This is a genomic window from Rathayibacter oskolensis (genome assembly GCF_900177245.1).
In the GTDB taxonomy this organism is placed as follows: domain Bacteria; phylum Actinomycetota; class Actinomycetes; order Actinomycetales; family Microbacteriaceae; genus Rathayibacter; species Rathayibacter oskolensis.
Genome location: NZ_FXBM01000001.1, coordinates 1,358,847 through 1,376,014, shown reverse-complemented (window position 1 = coordinate 1,376,014; position 17,168 = coordinate 1,358,847). Strand labels below are relative to the sequence as shown.

The following is a 17,168-nucleotide window of genomic DNA, read 5'->3' as shown; positions in this document are numbered from 1 at the left end:
CTCCGGAGCGACAAGCGCCGGGCCGACCCGCACAGGACTCCCCCACCCCTGGCGCCGTGCCACCGGTCATACTCGACGGATGCCTCCGCGCGCCCGCCGCCCCCGCCCCGCCCGCACCGCGGGCGTGGTCGTGGTGAGCGCGGTGCTGAGCGCGTTCCTCGCGTTCCACCGCGTGCTGTCCGACGCCGCCGGCTGGCTGTCGGTGCTCGAGACGGCGATCCCGTGGACGGGGCTCGCCGTCGTCCTCCTGATGGCGGGCGCGGTGGCGCTGCGCTCCCGCATCGCCGGAGCGGCCGTGACCGTTCTCGCCACGGTGTACGGCGTCCTCGTCCTCCCCGTCGCGGTCCCGGTGGACGACGTGCGGTCGGGCGCGTTCACGATCGTCAGCCAGAACCTCGGGGCGAGCGAGGACGCCGGGCCCCTCGTGGCCGAGCTCGCCGCTCGTGGACCGGAGGCGATCGCACTCCAGGAGCTGACCGGCGAGGCCCGCTCGGCGGTCGACGCCGAGCTGTCCGAGGCCTACCCCTACTCGTACGTCGTCGGGACCGTGGGCATCTGGAGCAGCACGGAGCTCTCCAGCGGCACTCCCCTCGACCTCGGTCTGGGCTGGGACCGCGCTCTCGCCGTCGACGTCGACACCCCGATCGGACCGACGCGCCTGCTGGTGGTGCACCTCGCCTCGTTCCGGCTGGGCGACCACGGGGAGCGGGACACCATGCTCGGCGGGCTCGCCGGAGCGCTCGCCGAGGACGACTCCGAGCGGACCGTCGTCGTCGGGGACTTCAACACGGCCACCGACGACCACCTCCTCGCGCCGGTCCTGGCGGAGGCGGGGCTGGTCCGCACGTCGGGTGTCGGCTTCCCCGCCACCTGGCCGGCGCTCCTGCCGCTCGTCCCGCTCGACCACGGGCTCGCCGACGGCGTCCCGGCGGCCGCGCTGCGGGTGCTGCCGTCGAACGGCTCCGACCACCGGCCGATCAGTCTGACGATCGGTTCCGCGTAGCCAGAGTGTCGCTGATGTCGATGCCCTTGGCCGACTCGGGAGCCGATCTCGCGATCAGCGAGGCCGGGCGCACGGCACCGCTGCCGAAGCGCGCGGCGACGCCGTCGACCGCGAGCTCGGCGTCGCGCCAGTCGTCGGAGTCGCTCCAGAGCGAGAAGGCGACGTCGTCGCCGTCGACCAGCTGCTCGCCGCGCACCCCGATGAGCCGCACCGGGCGTCGGAGCGGATTCGCCGACTCCAGGAGCGCTGAAGACGCCTCGTAGAGGACCCGGGCGACGTCGGTCGCCTCGGGGAGGGTGCGCGATCGCGTGAGGGTGCTGAAGTCGCCGAAGCGGACCTTGACCGCGACCGTGCGGCAGCGCACCCCCGACCGCCGCATCCGGACGGCGACCTTGTCGCACAGCCGGAGGAGCTCGCGGCGCACGAGCTCGGGATCGCCGACGTCGTCAGCGAAGGTGATCTCGTGCCCCGCGCTCTTCTCGACCTGACGCGTGTCGACCGGGCGCGGATCGACTCCGTTCGAGAGAGCGTGCAGACGACGGCCCGTCGCCTCGCCGAGAGAGGACATGAGCACCGGCAGCGGTGTCGCGGCGACATCGGCGACGGTCCGCAGCCCCCTCCGCAGCAGCGCCTCCTCGGTGCTGGCCCCGACTCCCCAGAGCGCGCTGACCGGCAGCGGGTCGAGGAACGCCCGCACGCCGTCGGCCGGAACCACGAGGAGCCCGTCGGGCTTGGACCGGCCGGAGGCGAGCTTGGCCACGAACTTGGTGCTCGCGATGCCGACGGAGCAGGTGAGCCCCAGCTCGGACTGGACCCTCCGGCGGATCTCGGTGCCGATGGCGAAGGGCGATCCCGAGATCCTCCGGGCGCCCGCCACGTCGAGGAACGCCTCGTCGATGCTGAGTCGCTCGACCAGGGGCGTGAAGGAGTCGAAGATCGCCATCACCCGTCGGGACGCCTCGCGGTAGCGGTCCATGTGCGGCTCGAGCACGATCGCCTGCGGGCAGCGGCGCAGGGCCACGGCCATCGGCATCGCGGAGTTGACGCCGTAGCGCCGGGCCTCGTAGGTCGCGGCGGTGACCACCGAGCGCGACCCGATGTGCCCGACGATCACCGGGCGCCCACGCAGCTCGGGATGCTCGAGCAGCTCGACGGAGGCGAAGAACGCATCCATGTCGATGTGCATGATGCTCGCGCGGGGGTCGTCGAAGGGCTCGGTCGTGACCTGCCGCCCCGTACCGTCCTGTTTGCTCACGCGCCGTCCTGCTCGCTCACGTACCGCCTCCGCTCGCATCGATCGTCGCACGCACCACCGACACGAGGGGCCGGAGCGAGGGAATGGCCGGGCGCCCACCGCGGTTGACCCGAGCATCGACGACGACGCTCCGGAGAAGACATGACGCACGAGCAGCCCGCCACCCCCACCGCCATCGAGATGAGCCGCTGGCTCGACCTGCAGGAGCGGGCGCACGCCGCGTTCGACGCCCGGCTCGCCCTGGTCGCCGACTGGTCGGCACCGACACCCGACACCGAGTGGGACACGCGGGCCCTCGTCCTGCACGTCGTCCGTGAGCAGCAGCGGGCCTACACCCTGCTCTCCGGCGGGGACGAGTCGCCGATCCGGCTCGAGCCCGTCGGCGCCGACCTGCGCAGCGAGTGGCGCCGCGTGACGGACCGAGCGCGGACCGCGGCGCAGGCGGTCGACCCCGAAGCGGTGCTGCGGCTCGGACGCGACTCCGTCACGGCACTCGAGTTCATGCGCGAGTGCGTGTCCGACGTCACCATCCACGCCTGGGATCTCGCGCGGGCGACGGGCGGCGACGAGACCCTCGACGAGGAGCTGGTCGCAGCGGTCTGGGAGCTCTTCGCCCCCCAGGAGGCGACGCTGCGCGCGAGCGGGCTCTACGCCCAGCCCGTGCCGGTCGACCAGCAGGCGCCTCTGCAGAGCAGGCTCCTCGCGATCACGGGTCGCGACGACCGCCTCGCCGCCTAGGTGCGGGCGGCTCTGAGCCGCCCGACCAGCCGAACCCGAGCCTCCTGCGGCTTGAGCCGCCTCCCATCCGCCGTCGGCAGGATGGACCCCTGCGGTCCCCGCGCACGACGCGGGAGCCGCACCCGCCATCGACGAGAGGAACCAGCCATGACACGCGTCGCCGTCATCGGAGCCCACGGCAAGATCGGACAGCGGATCCTGCACCTGCTGTACGACGCCGGACACGACTCCGTCGGGGTGATCCGCAATCCGGATCACGCCGAGGACATCATCCGACTGGGGAGCGAGCCCCTCGTGCACGATCTGGAGTCGTCCACCGCGGCCGACCTCGCCGCAGCGCTGGAGGGTGTCGACGCCCTCGTCTTCACCGCCGGGGCGGGCCCGGACTCGGGCATCGAGCGCAAGCGCACCGTCGACCTCGGCGCCTCGGTCCTCAGCCAGGAGGCGGCGGCGATCGCCGGGATCCGCCGCTTCGTGCAGATCAGCGCGATCGGCGTCGACGAGCCGCTCGCCGAGGACACGGACGAGACGTGGCGCGCCTACGTCGAGGCGAAGCGCGACGCAGACACCGCACTGCGCGGCACCGACCTCGACTGGACGATCCTGCGCCCCGGCGCCCTCACCTCGGACGAGGGCACCGGCGCGATCGCGCTCGGCGACACCGTCGAGCGCGGCAGCATCCCGCGCGCCGACGTCGCGGCGACGGTCGTCGCGGTGCTCGAGGAGCCCGCATCGATCGGCCGGACCTGGGAGCTCGTCTCGGGGGACGTGCCGATCGCAGAGGCAGTCTCGAGCGCGTCCTGACCTGGTCCCGCCGACGTCGGCGGTGCTGAGGGGTGCACCTAGAGTGGGGCGGGTGAGCACTCACCCGCCCCGTCCCTGGACCAGGAGCTACGCACCCGGAGTGCCGACCGACCTCGAGCCTCCGACGGGCTCGCTGGTCGACATCGTCACCGAGTCGGCCGCGCGCTATCCCGAGAAGGTCGCCCTCGAGTTCTTCGGCCGGTCGACCAGCTACTCGCAGCTCGCCGACGACGTCGAGCGGGCCGCGGAGGGTCTGCGCCGTCTCGGAGTCAGCGCCGGCGACCCCGTGGCACTCGTCCTGCCGAACTGCCCGCAGCACGTCGTGGCCTTCTACGCGGTGCTCCGGCTGGGAGCCGTCGTCGTCGAGCACAACCCGCTCTACACGCCGAGGGAGCTCCGCCACCAGTTCGAGGATCACGGCGCCCGCGTCGTCATCGCCTGGGACCGCGTCGTCCCGACGGTCCAGGACCTCCCCTCCGATCTCGGCGTCGAGACGGTCGTCGCGGTGGACCTCACCCGGGCCATGCCGGCGCCGATGCGCGCTGCGCTGCGCCTCCCCCTCAAGAAGGCGCGGGAGTCGCGCGCCGCGCTGACCGGCCCGGTGCGCGGCGCCGTCGACTGGGAGTCGCTCCTCCGTCGCCGCCTCGACCCCGCCCACCCGCGGCCCGCCGCCTCGGACCTCGCCGTGATCCAGTACACCAGCGGGACGACGGGCACCCCCAAGGGGGCAGAGCTCACCCACGCGAACCTGACCGCGAACGCCGCGCAGTCGCGCGCCTGGGTCCCTCAGGTCAGGCGCGGGGACTGCGTCGTCTACGCCGTCCTGCCGATGTTCCACGCCTACGGCCTGACCCTCTGCCTCACCTTCGCGATGAGCATGGGCGCACGTCTCGTGCTCTTCCCCAAGTTCGACCCCGATCTGGTCCTCACAGCGATGCGCAAGCATCCGGCGACGTTCCTGCCGGCGGTCCCGCCGATCGCCGAGCGGCTCGCCGCCCGGGCCCGCGAGCGCGGCGCCTCGCTGCAGGGAATCGAGATCGCCATCTCGGGCGCCATGCCGCTCGACCCCGCCCTGGTCGAGGGCTTCGAGGAGCTGACCGGCGGCACACTGGTGGAGGGCTACGGCCTCTCGGAGACGTCGCCGGTGCTCATGGCCAATCCGGTCAGCACCGCGCGGCGGGCGGGCACGGTCGGGCTGCCGCTGCCCGGCACGGACGTCCGCATCGTCGACCCCGAGAGCCCCGAGACCGAGGTGACGCCGGGTTCCCAGGGCGAGCTCGTCGTGCGAGGGCCTCAGGTGTTCCGCGGGTACCACCGCAAGCCCGAGGAGACCGCGGCGTCCTTCACCGCCGACGGCTGGTTCCGCACCGGCGACATCGCCACCGTCGACGACGACGGCTTCGTGCGCCTGGTCGACCGCATCAAGGAGCTGATCATCACGGGCGGCTTCAACGTGTCGCCGTCGGAGGTCGAGGAGGTTCTGCGTCGCCTGCCCGCCGTGCGGGACGCGGCCGTCGTCGGGCTCCCGGACGCCCACAGCGGTGAGTCCGTCGTGGCGGCCGTCGTGCTCGAGCCGGGCGCGTCGTTCGACCCGGCAGAGGCGCGGGCGGCCGTCCGGGAGGCGCTCACGCCCTACAAGGTCCCGAAGCGGATCGTCGTCGTCGACGAGCTCCCGACGAGCATGATCGGCAAGGTGCTCCGCCGCCAGGTGAAGGCGATGCTGCTCGACGACTGACCGCTCGCGCGCCCACGGAGAGGCCCCGGTCCCCCGAGGGGAACCGGGGCCCGCGGCTCACATGTCGAAGCCGCCGCCGAAGTCGCCGCCACCGCCGAAGTCGCCACCGCCACCGAAGTCGCCGCCGCCACCGTCCGCTCCCCAGTCGCCGCCCCCGGAGTCGGCACCCGAGTCGGCACCGGCGTCACCGGACTCGCCGCCCCCCTCGCCGCCGTCGGCCGAAGCGGTCTCGCCTCCTGCATCGGGGAGGAAGGCGTCCGCGATCGCGGATCCGATCACGAAGCCCGCGATCGTCCCCAGCATCGAGGAGGCGAGCACACCGCCGAAGCCCATCCCGCCGCCGCCGCCCGAGAACCGCCGCTCCATGAAGCCGGGCTGCCGGAGCTCGCTGCGGGTCGCCGACTGGGCGAGAGCCTGCGGATCGTCACTCCGCGGGGCGTCGCCGGCGGGTGCTCCCTCGCTCAGCTCGCGGAACACCTGCTGGCGCTGCTCCGGCGTCAGCTGCTCGAACGCCTCGCGGTGCACCTGCTCGATCGCCTCGGGCGGCGCCGTCTTCAGCAGGTAGCGGTAGCGCTCGATCGCGATCTCGTCCTCGCTGCGCGCCGATCGCCCGGGTGGCGTGCCGTAGGCGGGGCGGGGCGCTCCGCCTGACGGTGCGCCGTAGCCGGACGCGGAGCGCCCGTCGTCGGGGCGCTCCTCGCGCCCCAGCAGTCGGTCCAGGAATCCCATGATCTCCTCCTCGGCGCCGCAGGACGCGCGCGCACAGCGCAACGCTATGCCTCCCTCCGCCGCGCGCGCTGAAGGTTCTCTCAGAGCGGCCGGAGAGTCATCGACCGGCGGGCCCGGGCCTCAGGCCGATTCGCGGACGATCAGCTGGTGCCCCACGGTGCGCACGACCTCGGGGCCCGACCTCGGCAGCTCCCCCGCGATCATCTCGATCGCGAGCCCGAGCGCGTGCTCGGCCAGCTCGTCGAGGTCGACCGCGAGGGTGGTGAGGGCCGGTGCGAGGAGTCTGCCGAGTGCGAGACCGTCGATCCCGACGACGCGGACCTCGCGGGGCACGTCGACCCCCGCGCGCCGGCAGGCGGACAGGACCCCGATCGCGCACAGGTCGTTGAACGCGACGATCGCATCCGCGGTGCGGGGCCGCGCGACGATCCGCTCGGTCGCCTCCGCCGCCGCTTCGGCCGTCGCCGTCGACGCCCGCACCACGGACGCCTCGAGTCCGTGCTCGGCGAAGGAGTGCACCAGCCGCCGGGCGCGCGGGCTCGCCGCCGGCCCCGAGGCGACGTCGAGGACCACCGGGTGCCCCACTCCGGAGCGCACGAGGTGCTCGGTCAGCGCGTCGATCGCCTCGGAGGGGTCGAGCAGCACAGCCGCGCGCTCCGGGGCCGCCGGCGGGTCGAGCTCGACCACCGGGACGGAGCCGAGATGCCCGACCCACTCGGCCGCCCGTCCGCCGAAGGTGCCGATGACGGCGTCCGACTGCGCCCCGAGCGCCCGCACCAGGCGGTCCGAGTCGCCGGTCGAGCTCACGTCGGCGAGGGACACGTTCCATCCCCTCGCCGCCGCGAGCCGGACGACCGCGGACGCGAGCTCGGGCGACCATGGGTTGCGCAGATCGTCCACGACGAGACCGAGCTGGCGGTCGCCTCCGGTGACCAGGCCGCGACCGAACCGCGACGGCCGGTACTGCAGCTCCTCCGCGGCGTCGAGCACCCGCTGCTTCGTGGCCTCGCTGATGCCGGGCATGCCGTTCATCGCCCGGGTCACGGTCTGCCGCGAGACACCGGCCGCCGCCGCGACGTCGCGGATCGTCGCTCGACCGGACCCGTCGGAGCCGCTCAGCCTCGCAGATCGAGCCACGCCGTCTGCTCCGGAGTCAGCTGGATCGACAGGCCCCGCATCGAGGAGCGGACCTCGGTCAGGGTGCGCGGACCGAAGAGCGGGAACGTCGGGAACGGCTGCGCGAGGACGTACGCGAGGGCGATCGCCGTCGCACCGACTCCGTACTCGGCGGCGAGCTGCTCGGCCCGGCGCAGGCGCTCGAAGTTCTCGGGTCCGTAGTAGCAGCGCACCAGTTCGGCGTCGCTCGTGTCGTCGGGCCGGGCCCGCCCGGTGAAGAAGCCGCGCGCCTGCGACGACCACGGCAGCAGAGGGATCTGGCGCTCCATCAGCCACGCCTTCGACGCCGGATCGGTCACGTGCACGCAGCCCTCCCACGGCACGTCGTACGCCTCGGCGAGACCGAAGTGGTCGCTCAGAGCCTGGAACCCGGCGCGACCGTTGGCCCGGGCATAGGCCTGCGCCTCGTCGAACCGCTCGGGAGTCCAGTTCGAGACGCCGTAGGCGCGGATCCGCCCGGCACGCTGATGCTCGTCCATCACGTCGACGAACTCGCCGACCGGCACGGCCGGATTGTCGCGGTGCATCAGGTAGATGTCGGCGTAGTCGGTGCCCTGGCGCTCGAGGCTCTCGAGCAGCTGCCGGGTGAGCGAGTCGGGGTCGCAGTACGGCGTGTGCGCACCCTTGGTGATGACGACGACGTCGTCGCGGATGCCGCGGTTGCCGATCCACCGACCGAGGCGACCCTCGAGCTCGCCTCCGCCGTAGATGTAGCCGGTGTCGAAGGCGTTGCCGCCCTGCTCGACGAAGAGGTCGAAGATCGCGGACGCGTGCGCGAGATCGGGCTGGTTGTCGACTCCCATCACGAGGCGGGACATGCGCTTGCCGACACCCGGGATCTCGCCGTAGAGCATCGGGGCGTCGTCCGCCGCGTGCAGCGCGCGCCCCGAGACGGTGAGGATGTCGGCGTCCTCAGCCTCGAAGGGATAGCGGAGGCCGATCTCGGCGCGCCAGCGGTCGAGCGTGCGAGCGGTCGCGAGCGTCTCGTCGAGCGTCATCCTCGGGTCGTCGACGGCACCGGCCGCGAGAGCGTCGGTCGTCGCGTCGGCCTCCCTGGCATAGGGATCGGAGGAGGCGAAGCTCAGCGAGCGCGGCTCCTCCCCCACCACATCGATCTCGATCGTCGACTCCGCGCCGAACCAGGGATCGCGCAGGCGGAGCCGGCCGCGCGAGCCCAGGACGATGAGCTCGTTCGCGTCCTGCAGCCCCACACCGGTGCGGAGGGTCGCCGTGATCCCGCCGCGATACGTCAGGCGTGCGACGCTCCACTCGTCGACTCCCGTGGGTCCGATGCTGCCGCTCGCCTCGAGCTCGACGGGCTCGGCCACCGAGACGCCCGTCGCGGCCTGCACGACGGCGGCCGCGGCGGTGACCGTGTAGCCGCCGACGTCGAGGATCCCGCCGCCGGCCGTTGCGACGTCGTACAGCCGACCGGTGCGGGAGCCGGTGCGGAACGAGAAGGAGGCGTCGATGTGGAGCACGTCGCCGATCGCGCCCTCGCGGAGCAGGTCGACGAGCGCCGCCGTCTGGGGGTGGAACCGGTACATGTAGGCCTCGACCAGCGGCAGCCCGGCCCGGCGAGCCGCGTCGACCAGCACCATGGCCGTGCCGTGATTGACGGCGAGCGGCTTCTCGCAGAGCACGGCCTTGCCCGCCTCGAGTGCCTGGAGCACGAGTGCGGCGTGGCCGGTGTGCACCGTCGCGATGTAGACCGCGGTGACGCGGGGGTCGGCGAGGGCCGTGGCGTAGTCGCCGCTCGTCACCTCGGTGTAGGAGAGCTCGGCGGCCTCCGCGGCGAAGGCCTCCGCGCGCTCCGGGTCGGAACTGCCGACGGCGACGAGTCGCGCACCGCGCTCGCTCGCGGGCAGCTGCGACAGGAACCGGCGCGCGATGCCGCCGGGACCGAGTACGGCCCAGCCCGTCTCGGTCGTCGTGGGGGTGGTGTCGGTCATCTCGGCCTCTCGCATCGTCGTCGACGTGAACGTTCACGCAGGACGATACGAGGGAGTGACAGGAGGCGTCAAGCTCGCGGGCGGTGCGGACCGTGAACGTTCACGTCGCGCGCGAGCGCCTCCCTCGCCGTCCGGTCGGTCGACCACGGGCGAGGGAGGCGCCGCGTCACCTCTGCTTGGGGATCAGGATCCACATCACGATGTACGCGATGATCTGCGGCCCGGGGAGCAGGCAGGACAGCACGAACAGGAGCCGGACCAGGAAGGGGCTCCAGCCGAAGCGGTGGGCGAGTGCGGCGCAGACGCCGGCGATGATCTTGCCCTGACGAGGGCGGACGAGAGTAGCCATGGCTCTACTCTGACGGAACCTCGTCGACGACGGCATCGGGGGAACCCCCTAATGAGGGCTGGGGCTGGCGGCGATGCTTCGCGGGAACTCGGCGGCCCGCTCGGCGTCCTCCCGCGGCCAGACCAGCACGAAGCGCTCGAACACGACGTCGCCGATCCCGTCGGGCGCCTCCCTCGCGAAGTAGCGGCGGTGACCGGTGAGCCAGGCGTCACGAGAGCGGTCGCCCTCGCCCTCCGCCCGGGCGAAGTCGTCGTCGACCGACTCGAGCGATCCGATGCGGACGTCGACGGTCCGAAGGACGACGCGCGCCACTCCCGCCCCGTCGCAGACGATCCAGTGATCACCGGGATCCGGGATCGGGTCCGGCCCCACGAGGGAGGCGGTCGCCGTCTTCACTCCGCGGCGCACGAGCGCGAGGAGCTCATCGGCCATCTCGACGCAGTCGCCGAAGGACTCGACCGGAGGCGGTGCCTCCGGCGCGTCCGCAACCGCGCGGTACTCCGCCCACAGTCGGTCGACGCTCCCGGCGTCGGGAGCCGGGAGCGGCGTCCGGTCGGGCTGCTCGGGCAGGAGGGGCACCAGATTGGCGCCCGCGATCGCGGCCGGATCCTCCGGGTGGTTGTCGGGCGTGTCGATGTCGTCGAGCGACCAGCGCAGCCGCAGCCACTGCCTCGCGTAGGCGTCGAGCTCCTCCTCGAGGCGCGAGGCCTGCAGCGAGGGGACGACCCACCACGACACGACAGCTGCCCCGCCGTCGACGGGACGGACGCTGAGAGCGCCGAGCGCCTCGGTCCATCCGGCGTCGACGAGGAGGTAGGCGAACGCGGACCCGGCGCGCGCCGCCTCCTCGAGGAGGGCGAGCGCGCGGAGGTCGTCGCCGGGAGACGCCGACGGCAGCGCGCTCGGGTGCCCCTCCGGAAGCAGATCGGCCAGCCATGCGCGCTGCTCGCCGAGCGCGGGGTGCAGCAGCTCGAGATCGCTCGTGACGAGCGGGCGGAGGAACGCGCCGCCCGGGAGGTCGAGCCGCGCGGGGACGGAGTCGGGAGGAGTGCCCACGTCGATCCGTCCCCGCGCACCGGCTCAGCCGGCGGCGCGCTCCAGCACGAGCTCGCGGACGCGGGCCGCGTCGGCCTGGCCCTTCATCGCCTTCATCACGGCGCCGATGACGGCACCGGCCGCCTGCACCTTGCCGTCGCGGATCTTCGCGAGGACGTCGGGCTGCGAGGCCAGAGCGGCGTCGATGGCCTCGATGAGCGCGCCATCGTCCGAGACGACCGCGAGCCCGCGGGCGTCGACGACCTCCTGCGGGGTGCCCTCGCCGGCGATGACGCCCTGGAGCACCTCGCGTGCGAGGCGGTCGGTGAGCACGCCCTTCTCGATCAGGCCCGCCAGCTCGGCGACCTGCTCCGGGGTGACGAGTGCCGCGGCGTCCTGCCCGGCCGCGTTCGCGAGCCGCGCGATCTCTCCGGTCCACCACTTGCGTGCGGCCGGCGGAGTCGCGCCCGCGGCGACGGTCGCGGTGATCTCGGCCAGCAGGCCGCTGTTCGCGACGTCCTGGAACTCGAGATCGGTGAAGCCCCAGTCGGCCTTGAGGCGACGGCGGCGGACGGCCGGCTTCTCGGGCAGGGCTGCGCGCAGCTCCTCGATCAGCTCGGGGCTGGGCACCACCGGCAGGAGGTCGGGCTCGGGGAAGTAGCGGTAGTCGTCGGCGTCGCTCTTGGGGCGGCCCGCGGAGGTACGGCCCGTGTCCTCGTGCCAGTGGCGCGTCTCCTGCGTGATCGTGCCGCCTGCGGCGAGGATCGCGCCCTGACGCTGGATCTCGTAGCGGACCGCGCGCTCGACCGAGCGGAGCGAGTTGACGTTCTTGGTCTCGGTGCGGGTGCCGAGCTTCTCCTGGCCGATCGGCCGGAGCGAGACGTTGGCGTCGCAGCGCAGGTTGCCGCGTTCCATCTTCGCGTCCGAGATGCCGAGCGCGAGAACGATGTCGCGGATGGTGGCGACATAGGCCTTCGCGAACTCGGGAGCGCTCTTGCCGGCTCCGTAGATCGGCTTCGTGACGATCTCGACGAGCGGGACGCCGGCGCGGTTGTAGTCGACGAGCGAGTACTCGGCGCCCTGGATGCGGCCGGTCGATCCGCCGACGTGCGTCAGCTTGCCGGCGTCCTCCTCCATGTGCGCGCGCTCGATCGGGATCTCGACGAGCGTGCCGTCGGCGAGCTCGACCTCGACCGAGCCCTCGAACGCGATCGGCTCGTCGAACTGCGAGATCTGGTAGTTCTTCGCGAGGTCGGGGTAGAAGTAGTTCTTCCGCGCGAAGCGGCTCGACGGCGCGATCGAGCAGCCCAGCGCGAGGCCGAGGCTGATCGAGTAGCGGACGGCCTGCTCGTTGACGACGGGAAGCGAGCCCGGCAGCCCGAGGTCGACGGGGGTGACGTTCGTGTTGGGCTCGGAGCCGAACTCGTTCGGCGCGTCCGAGAACATCTTGGTCTTCGTGTTGAGCTCGACGTGCACCTCGAAGCCGAGGACCGGCTCGAAGGTCTCGAAGACCTCGTCGTAGTCCATCAGCTCGGGGGCTGACGTGTGCGCGGAGGCCATCAGACGGCACCTTCCTCGGTCGCGGAGAGCACGGAACGGGACAGATCGGGCGCCTGCGCGAGCAGCGGGTGTCCCCACTTCTCCTCGAGGAGCGCCTCGAGCGCCGCGCCGACGGTGTAGAGGCGGGCGTCCTCGCGCGCGGGCGCCAGGAACTGGACGCCGACGGGCAGCCCGTCCTCGTCGGCGAGACCGGCGGGCACCGAGACACCGGGGATCCCGGCCAGGTTGGCCGGGATGGTCGCGATGTCGCCGCGGTACATCGCCAGCGGGTCGTCGAGCTTCTCACCGAGCCGGTAGGCGGTGGTCGGCGCGGTCGGCGAGGCGATCACGTCGACGGAGGCGAACGCGGCGTCGAAGTCGCGCTGCACGAGGGTGCGGACCTTCTGTGCGCTGCCGTAGTAGGCGTCGTAGTAGCCCGCCGAGAGGGCGTAGGTGCCGAGGATGATGCGGCGCTTCACCTCCGGGCCGAAGCCCTGCTCGCGCGTGGCCGCCATGACCTGCTCGACGGTGCCGCCTCCGGGAGGGGTGACCCGCAGGCCGAAGCGGACCGAGTCGAACTTGGCCAGGTTGCTGGACGCCTCCGCGGGGAGGATCAGGTAGTAGGCGGCGACCGCGTGCTCGACGCTCGGCGCGCTGACCTCGACGATCTCGGCGCCGGCGCCTTCGAGGATGGCGAGCGCCTCGTGGAAGCGCGCGAGGACTCCGGGCTGGAAGCCCTCGCCCCCGTCGAGCTCCTTGAGCACGCCGATGCGCAGCCCCGTCACGTCCGCACGGCGGACGGCCTCGGTGAAGGACGGCCACTCGTCGCGGAGGGAGGTGGAGTCGCGCGGGTCGTGCCCGGCGATCACGTCGTGGAGCATCGCGGCGTCGAGGACCGTCCTCGAGACGGGGCCGATCTGATCGAGGCTCGAGGCCAGGGCGATCGCGCCGTAGCGGGACACGCCTCCGTAGGTCGGCTTGACGCCGACGGTGCCGGTGACGTGCGCGGGCTGACGGATCGATCCTCCGGTGTCGGAGCCGAGCGCCAGCGGCGCCTCGTAGCTCGCGACGGCCGCGGCGGAGCCTCCGCCGGAGCCGCCGGGGATCCGGTCGAGATCCCACGGGTTGTGGGTGGGACCGTAGGCCGAGCGCTCGGTCGTCGAGCCCATCGCGAACTCGTCCATGTTGGTCTTGCCGATCGGCACGAGCCCGGCCGCGCGGACCTTCTGCATCACGGTCGCGTCGTAGGGCGGGCGCCAGCCCTCGAGGATCCGGGATCCGCTCGTGGTGGGCATGTCGTTCGTGACGATGACGTCCTTGACCGCGAGCGGCACACCGGCGAGCGGGTGCAGGGCCTCTCCGCCGGCCCTGCGGCGGTCGACGGCGTCAGCGGTCTCGATCGCCGCGTCGCCCGCGACGTGCAGGAAGGCGTGCACCGCTCCGTCGACAGCGGCGATGCGGTCGAGGTGGGCGCGCGTCGCCTCGACCGAGGAGACGGATCCGTCGGCCAGCCGCTCGGAGAGCGCCGAGGCGCTGAGACGGACGAGCTCGTCGCCGTGCGCGCTCACTGCTCCTCCCCCAGGATCGCGGAGACCTGGAAGCGGCTGCCGTCGTGCTCCGGCGCTCCCGAGAGCGCCTGCTCGCGGGTCAGCGTCTCACCGACCACGTCGGGCCGGAAGACGTTCTCGAGGGGGATCGGGTGGCTGGTCGCGGGGACGTCGGGGGTGGCGACGGCCTGCACCTGGCGCACGGAGTCGACGATCTGGCCGAGCTCCCGGGTCATCGTCTGGATCTCCTCGGGTGAGAGGTCGATCCTGGCCAGCTGGGCCAGATGGGCGACCGTGTCGGCCGTGATCTCGGACATGCGTCTCCGTCTGGTGGTTCGTGAGGATTCGGCGACCAGTCTACTCGGGGCCTCTCCACCGGACGCCGCGCGGGGACCCGCTCGCGCCCTCCCGCGGAGGGGGTCAGGGCGTGGGGGTCGGGGTGGCGGAGATGCCGAACAGACTCGTCCCGTGCTTCAGCAGTGCGTTGTAGGCGCCCTCGTAGGTGGTCGGCAGCTCCTCGCCCGGCTCCCCGTAGCGCGCGAGCAGCAGGCCCATCAGCCCGAGTGCCGGCGGGCTGAGCGGCTTGTCCCGGTTCGCGTTGGCGGGGTGCGGAGGCGTCGCCTCCGGATTCGGCGGGAGGTACTGCGGCACCGTGGTCGGCCAGTCGCCGATCTGCCGGGGCGCATCGAGCGTGACGGCGCCGAAGAGGTCGGGGGCCGAGGCGTCGCGCTCCGTCAGCGGCTCGAGCCCGTGCAGTCTGCTCAGGGTGCGGATCAGAGCGCCGTGGTGCATCTCGTCGTGCAGGATCGTGCCGGCTCGGGTGTACGCCGAGATCGCGATCGCGGGGACCCGGCAGCCCAGGCGGTCGAAGCCGAAGCCCATCTCGCCCTCGCGGCCGTCTCCGGGCGGCGTCGCCGAGGGAGGCGGCACGTGGTCGTAGAGACCGCCGTGCTCGTCGAAGGTGACCAGCAGCAGGGTGTTGATCGCGTTCGATCCCGTCTCGCTCGCACTCTCGCGGATCGCCGAGTAGACCTGGTGCAGGAGGAGCTCGCCCGCCCGCACGTCGGACAGCGCGCTGTCGTAGAGCGGCCGGCCGTCGAGCTCGTCCTCGTGGAACGACCCGGTCGGCGGGTGCATGTCGTTGTGGTCGAAGACGAGCCGGGGCTCGATGAAGGCGTAGTCGGGGAGCTCTCCGTTCGCGACATCAGCGGCGAACTGCTCCATCGTCGCGAAGTTCGTCGTCCAGTACTTCTCGAGGACCGGTGCGTGCAGGAATCCCGTGTAGGAGACGACCTGCAGGGCGTCGAAGTAGACCCGCCAGCTCTTCCCCGCCTCCTCGAGCCGGTTGAAGACCGTCGGAGCATCGGCGAGATCGTCGGCGAGCCACTTCTCGTAGCCGCCGCCGTGCTTGTTGGTGACGAAGCCGTGCGAGGTTGAGGCGTGGAAGAACGAGCGGTTGCAGAACGTCTGCGACGGGACCGCGGCGAACCAGTGGTCGAAGACGGCGAACTCCCGCGCGAGCGTCGAGAAGACCGGCAGCATCTCGGGCGAGAAGCCGCCCATGATGGTGCCGTACTCCTCCGCCGTGGGCTCGTGGCCCTTCTTCATCGCGCGGAGGTTCTGGATGTAGTCCTCCAGGAATCCCTCCATCGTCGGGGCGGAGTCGTCGGCCGGGGCGTTGAAGGGTGCCGTCATCTCACCGACCCCCTTCCCGGCGTTCGAGGGCGGATCGATCGTGCCGAAGAGCTGGGTGTTCACGTGCGGGTACTCCTCCCCCGGGTCGGGGTCGGGCTGGCGCATCACCGTGTCGGTGGCCCCCTCGTAGACGTGAGCGGCCACGGTGTCGCCCGCGGCGCTCGTGTTCGAGTGCTCGCCGGTCTCGAGCCCCTCGAAGCTCTCCCCCGCCGGCAGATCGCCGTCGGCGTAGAGGCGGCCGAGGATGTTGTCGAACGAGCGGTTCTCGAACATGACGACGACGACGTGGTCGAAGCCGGGCTCGCCCCTCTCGGGCAGGGGCGACTCCTCGTCGCGCGCCCGGCCGGAGGCGACGGCGGCGCCGATCGCACCTCCCGCGAGAGCGCCCGCCGCGACCCCGCCGGCCACGGCGCTCCCGGCCAGGAAGCGTCGGCGGGACGGCGATCCGGACGCCCTACCCGGCTCGGAGCGGGGCGCGTCGTCCCCGGAGCGGCCGCCCTCCGGCGTGCCGTCGGTATCGGTGCTCATGCTGTCCGTCCTCTCCGCGTGTCGCGCGATCGCTCCCGCCGGGGGTGCACCGTGGCGCCGGGAGAGGCGGCTCGGAGCCGGTCGAGCGCCTCGTCGACGCTCTCGTGGGCACGGGGGTCGCCGAGTCCGGCGCGCAGGAGCGCGGCGTGCAGGCGGGGCGGGACGCCGCCGCCGCGCGACGACGGCAGGAAGGCCGGGGAGGTCAGCGGCCAGCGGGACAGCGGCCGGAGCGGAGCGCTCAGCGCCTCCGCGAGCGCGAGGACTCCGGGGTCGGCCAGGGCGCGGGGATCGCGGGCGAAACGGGCGCGGACGAGGTGCGGGAGCGTCGACGGGCCCAGCGGCGTCTCGATCCGGGAGGCGGCCCGCACGCCGGACGCGATGACGAGCACCGGGACCTCACCGGGATCGGCCGCGCTCCCGCGCCCGACGACCACGAGCAGCATCCGCCGGCCGGAGCGCTCGCCGACGCGCACCGCGCTGTAGACGGTGTGGAGCAGCTCCTCGGCGGCGCGCGCGTCGGCACCGCGGGCCTCGCCGAGCTCGACGGCGGAGGCGAGATCGGCGGGATCCACGAGGGAGCGCGGCTCGACGAGGACGACCGGCGGGAGCGCACCGCCGAGGACCCGGTCGTGGAGCTCCCCGAGCGGCACGAGCTCCCCGCCCTCGCGTTCGACGGAGTGCGGCTCGTCGACGGGCCGGCCGGCTGCGAGGAGGGTCGTCGAGACACCCTGCCGGTCGTCCACGACGAGTGCCCACGGCGTGCCGGCGGTGCGGGAGGCGGCGATGAGGTCGACCAGCGGATCACGGCCGTCGGCGCTCCAGTGGCCGGCCCGCGCGAACGCGAGCGCGAGAGCCGTGTGCACGGGGAGCATCTCGGGAGCGAAGCGCCCGTCGGCCCGGTCGTCGGCGGCCCGAGGGGTCATCACCTCGTCGGTGCTGCCGTTGAAGTCGATCCCCTGCTCGCCGTCGAGGGCGCCGAGCACCTGCCTGCGGCCTCGGTCGGCGAACCCGAGGACGACGAGGTGGTCGACGCCCGCGACGACCTCGGCCGCCGCGCGCCTCCGGGCGGCCTCGTCGGAGCGG

The 17,168-nt window shown here is 72.9% G+C and carries 15 protein-coding genes; 4 read left to right on the top strand and 11 right to left on the bottom strand.

What is annotated here, in order from left to right; translation table 11 throughout:
• Window positions 1-79: 79 nt before the first annotated feature.
• Complete coding sequence (locus tag B9Y99_RS06650; RefSeq protein WP_085475733.1) at window positions 80-1,003, top strand: endonuclease/exonuclease/phosphatase family protein; 924 nt, start codon at window positions 80-82, stop codon at window positions 1,001-1,003.
• Here the strand turns inward: B9Y99_RS06650 and dinB are convergent.
• Window positions 978-2,258 carry a DNA polymerase IV gene (dinB, locus tag B9Y99_RS06645; protein ID WP_085475732.1) on the bottom strand — a complete coding sequence of 427 codons (1,281 nt, stop codon included), beginning with the start codon at window positions 2,256-2,258 and terminating at the stop codon, window positions 978-980. The two genes, B9Y99_RS06650 and dinB, sit on opposite strands and share 26 nt — an antisense overlap.
• 141 nt (window positions 2,259-2,399) lie before the next feature.
• On the opposite strand from dinB, the gene B9Y99_RS06640 reads away from it, so the two are divergent.
• The 3 genes from B9Y99_RS06640 to B9Y99_RS06630 all read left to right on the top strand — a co-directional run bounded on the left by B9Y99_RS06640 (window position 2,400) and on the right by B9Y99_RS06630 (window position 5,535).
• Complete coding sequence (locus tag B9Y99_RS06640; protein ID WP_244274787.1) at window positions 2,400-2,996, top strand: TIGR03086 family metal-binding protein; 597 nt, start codon at window positions 2,400-2,402, stop codon at window positions 2,994-2,996.
• Between the two features lie 147 nt (window positions 2,997-3,143).
• On the top strand, window positions 3,144-3,800 hold the full coding sequence (locus tag B9Y99_RS06635; protein ID WP_085475731.1) for an SDR family oxidoreductase: 657 nt from the start codon (window positions 3,144-3,146) through the stop codon (window positions 3,798-3,800).
• Between the two features lie 52 nt (window positions 3,801-3,852).
• The gene (locus B9Y99_RS06630) at window positions 3,853-5,535 is read left to right on the top strand and encodes a long-chain-fatty-acid--CoA ligase (RefSeq protein ID WP_085475730.1); all 1,683 of its coding nucleotides are present in this window, start codon (window positions 3,853-3,855) and stop codon (window positions 5,533-5,535) included.
• 57 nt (window positions 5,536-5,592) lie between these two features.
• Here B9Y99_RS06630 and B9Y99_RS06625 read toward each other — a convergent pair whose 3' ends face one another.
• The 10 genes from B9Y99_RS06625 to B9Y99_RS06580 all read right to left on the bottom strand — a co-directional run bounded on the left by B9Y99_RS06625 (window position 5,593) and on the right by B9Y99_RS06580 (window position 17,068).
• Window positions 5,593-6,264 (bottom strand): hypothetical protein, encoded by a 672-nt coding sequence (locus B9Y99_RS06625; protein ID WP_085475729.1) that lies wholly within the window; start codon window positions 6,262-6,264, stop codon window positions 5,593-5,595.
• A gap of 120 nt (window positions 6,265-6,384) precedes the next feature.
• Window positions 6,385-7,401 (bottom strand): LacI family DNA-binding transcriptional regulator, encoded by a 1,017-nt coding sequence (locus B9Y99_RS06620; protein ID WP_085475728.1) that lies wholly within the window; start codon window positions 7,399-7,401, stop codon window positions 6,385-6,387.
• Window positions 7,380-9,392 carry an aldo/keto reductase gene (locus B9Y99_RS06615; RefSeq protein ID WP_085475727.1) on the bottom strand — a complete coding sequence of 671 codons (2,013 nt, stop codon included), beginning with the start codon at window positions 9,390-9,392 and terminating at the stop codon, window positions 7,380-7,382. The genes B9Y99_RS06620 and B9Y99_RS06615 overlap by 22 nt, the downstream gene beginning before the upstream one ends.
• A gap of 166 nt (window positions 9,393-9,558) precedes the next feature.
• Window positions 9,559-9,741: a PspC domain-containing protein gene (locus tag B9Y99_RS06610; protein WP_085475726.1), complete on the bottom strand. Its 183-nt coding sequence runs from the start codon at window positions 9,739-9,741 to the stop codon at window positions 9,559-9,561.
• 48 nt (window positions 9,742-9,789) lie between these two features.
• Window positions 9,790-10,797: an ASCH domain-containing protein gene (locus B9Y99_RS19155; protein ID WP_244274786.1), complete on the bottom strand. Its 1,008-nt coding sequence runs from the start codon at window positions 10,795-10,797 to the stop codon at window positions 9,790-9,792.
• 24 nt (window positions 10,798-10,821) lie between these two features.
• Complete coding sequence (gatB, locus tag B9Y99_RS06600; RefSeq protein ID WP_085475725.1) at window positions 10,822-12,336, bottom strand: Asp-tRNA(Asn)/Glu-tRNA(Gln) amidotransferase subunit GatB; 1,515 nt, start codon at window positions 12,334-12,336, stop codon at window positions 10,822-10,824.
• Window positions 12,336-13,883: an Asp-tRNA(Asn)/Glu-tRNA(Gln) amidotransferase subunit GatA gene (gene gatA, locus B9Y99_RS06595; protein WP_085475724.1), complete on the bottom strand. Its 1,548-nt coding sequence runs from the start codon at window positions 13,881-13,883 to the stop codon at window positions 12,336-12,338. Before gatA ends, gatB begins: the two co-directional genes overlap by 1 nt.
• Window positions 13,880-14,179, bottom strand: a complete 300-nt coding sequence (gene gatC, locus B9Y99_RS06590) for an Asp-tRNA(Asn)/Glu-tRNA(Gln) amidotransferase subunit GatC (RefSeq protein ID WP_085475723.1) — start codon at window positions 14,177-14,179, stop codon at window positions 13,880-13,882. The genes gatA and gatC overlap by 4 nt, the downstream gene beginning before the upstream one ends.
• Before the next feature lie 103 nt (window positions 14,180-14,282).
• Entirely contained in the window at window positions 14,283-16,085 is a 1,803-nt protein-coding gene (locus tag B9Y99_RS06585) for an alkaline phosphatase family protein (protein WP_085475722.1), read from the bottom strand.
• A complete protein-coding gene (locus tag B9Y99_RS06580; RefSeq protein WP_085475721.1) occupies window positions 16,082-17,068 on the bottom strand; it encodes a hypothetical protein in 987 nt (328 codons plus the stop codon). Before B9Y99_RS06580 ends, B9Y99_RS06585 begins: the two co-directional genes overlap by 4 nt.
• Window positions 17,069-17,168 lie beyond the last annotated feature (100 nt).

Bases quoted from the DNA above. Each gene is read 5' to 3' on its own strand.
- B9Y99_RS06650 (WP_085475733.1), top strand. From the start codon at position 80: ATGCCTCCGCGCGCCCGCCGCCCCCGCCCCGCCCGCACCGCGGGCGTG.
- B9Y99_RS06635 (WP_085475731.1), top strand. From the start codon at position 3,144: ATGACACGCGTCGCCGTCATCGGAGCCCACGGCAAGATCGGACAGCGG.
- gatB (WP_085475725.1), bottom strand. From the start codon at position 12,336: ATGGCCTCCGCGCACACGTCAGCCCCCGAGCTGATGGACTACGACGAG.
- B9Y99_RS06625 (WP_085475729.1), bottom strand. From the start codon at position 6,264: ATGGGATTCCTGGACCGACTGCTGGGGCGCGAGGAGCGCCCCGACGAC.
- B9Y99_RS06640 (WP_244274787.1), top strand. From the start codon at position 2,400: ATGACGCACGAGCAGCCCGCCACCCCCACCGCCATCGAGATGAGCCGC.
- gatC (WP_085475723.1), bottom strand. From the start codon at position 14,179: ATGTCCGAGATCACGGCCGACACGGTCGCCCATCTGGCCCAGCTGGCC.
- B9Y99_RS06615 (WP_085475727.1), bottom strand. From the start codon at position 9,392: ATGACCGACACCACCCCCACGACGACCGAGACGGGCTGGGCCGTACTC.
- B9Y99_RS06610 (WP_085475726.1), bottom strand. From the start codon at position 9,741: ATGGCTACTCTCGTCCGCCCTCGTCAGGGCAAGATCATCGCCGGCGTC.
- B9Y99_RS06585 (WP_085475722.1), bottom strand. From the start codon at position 16,085: ATGAGCACCGATACCGACGGCACGCCGGAGGGCGGCCGCTCCGGGGAC.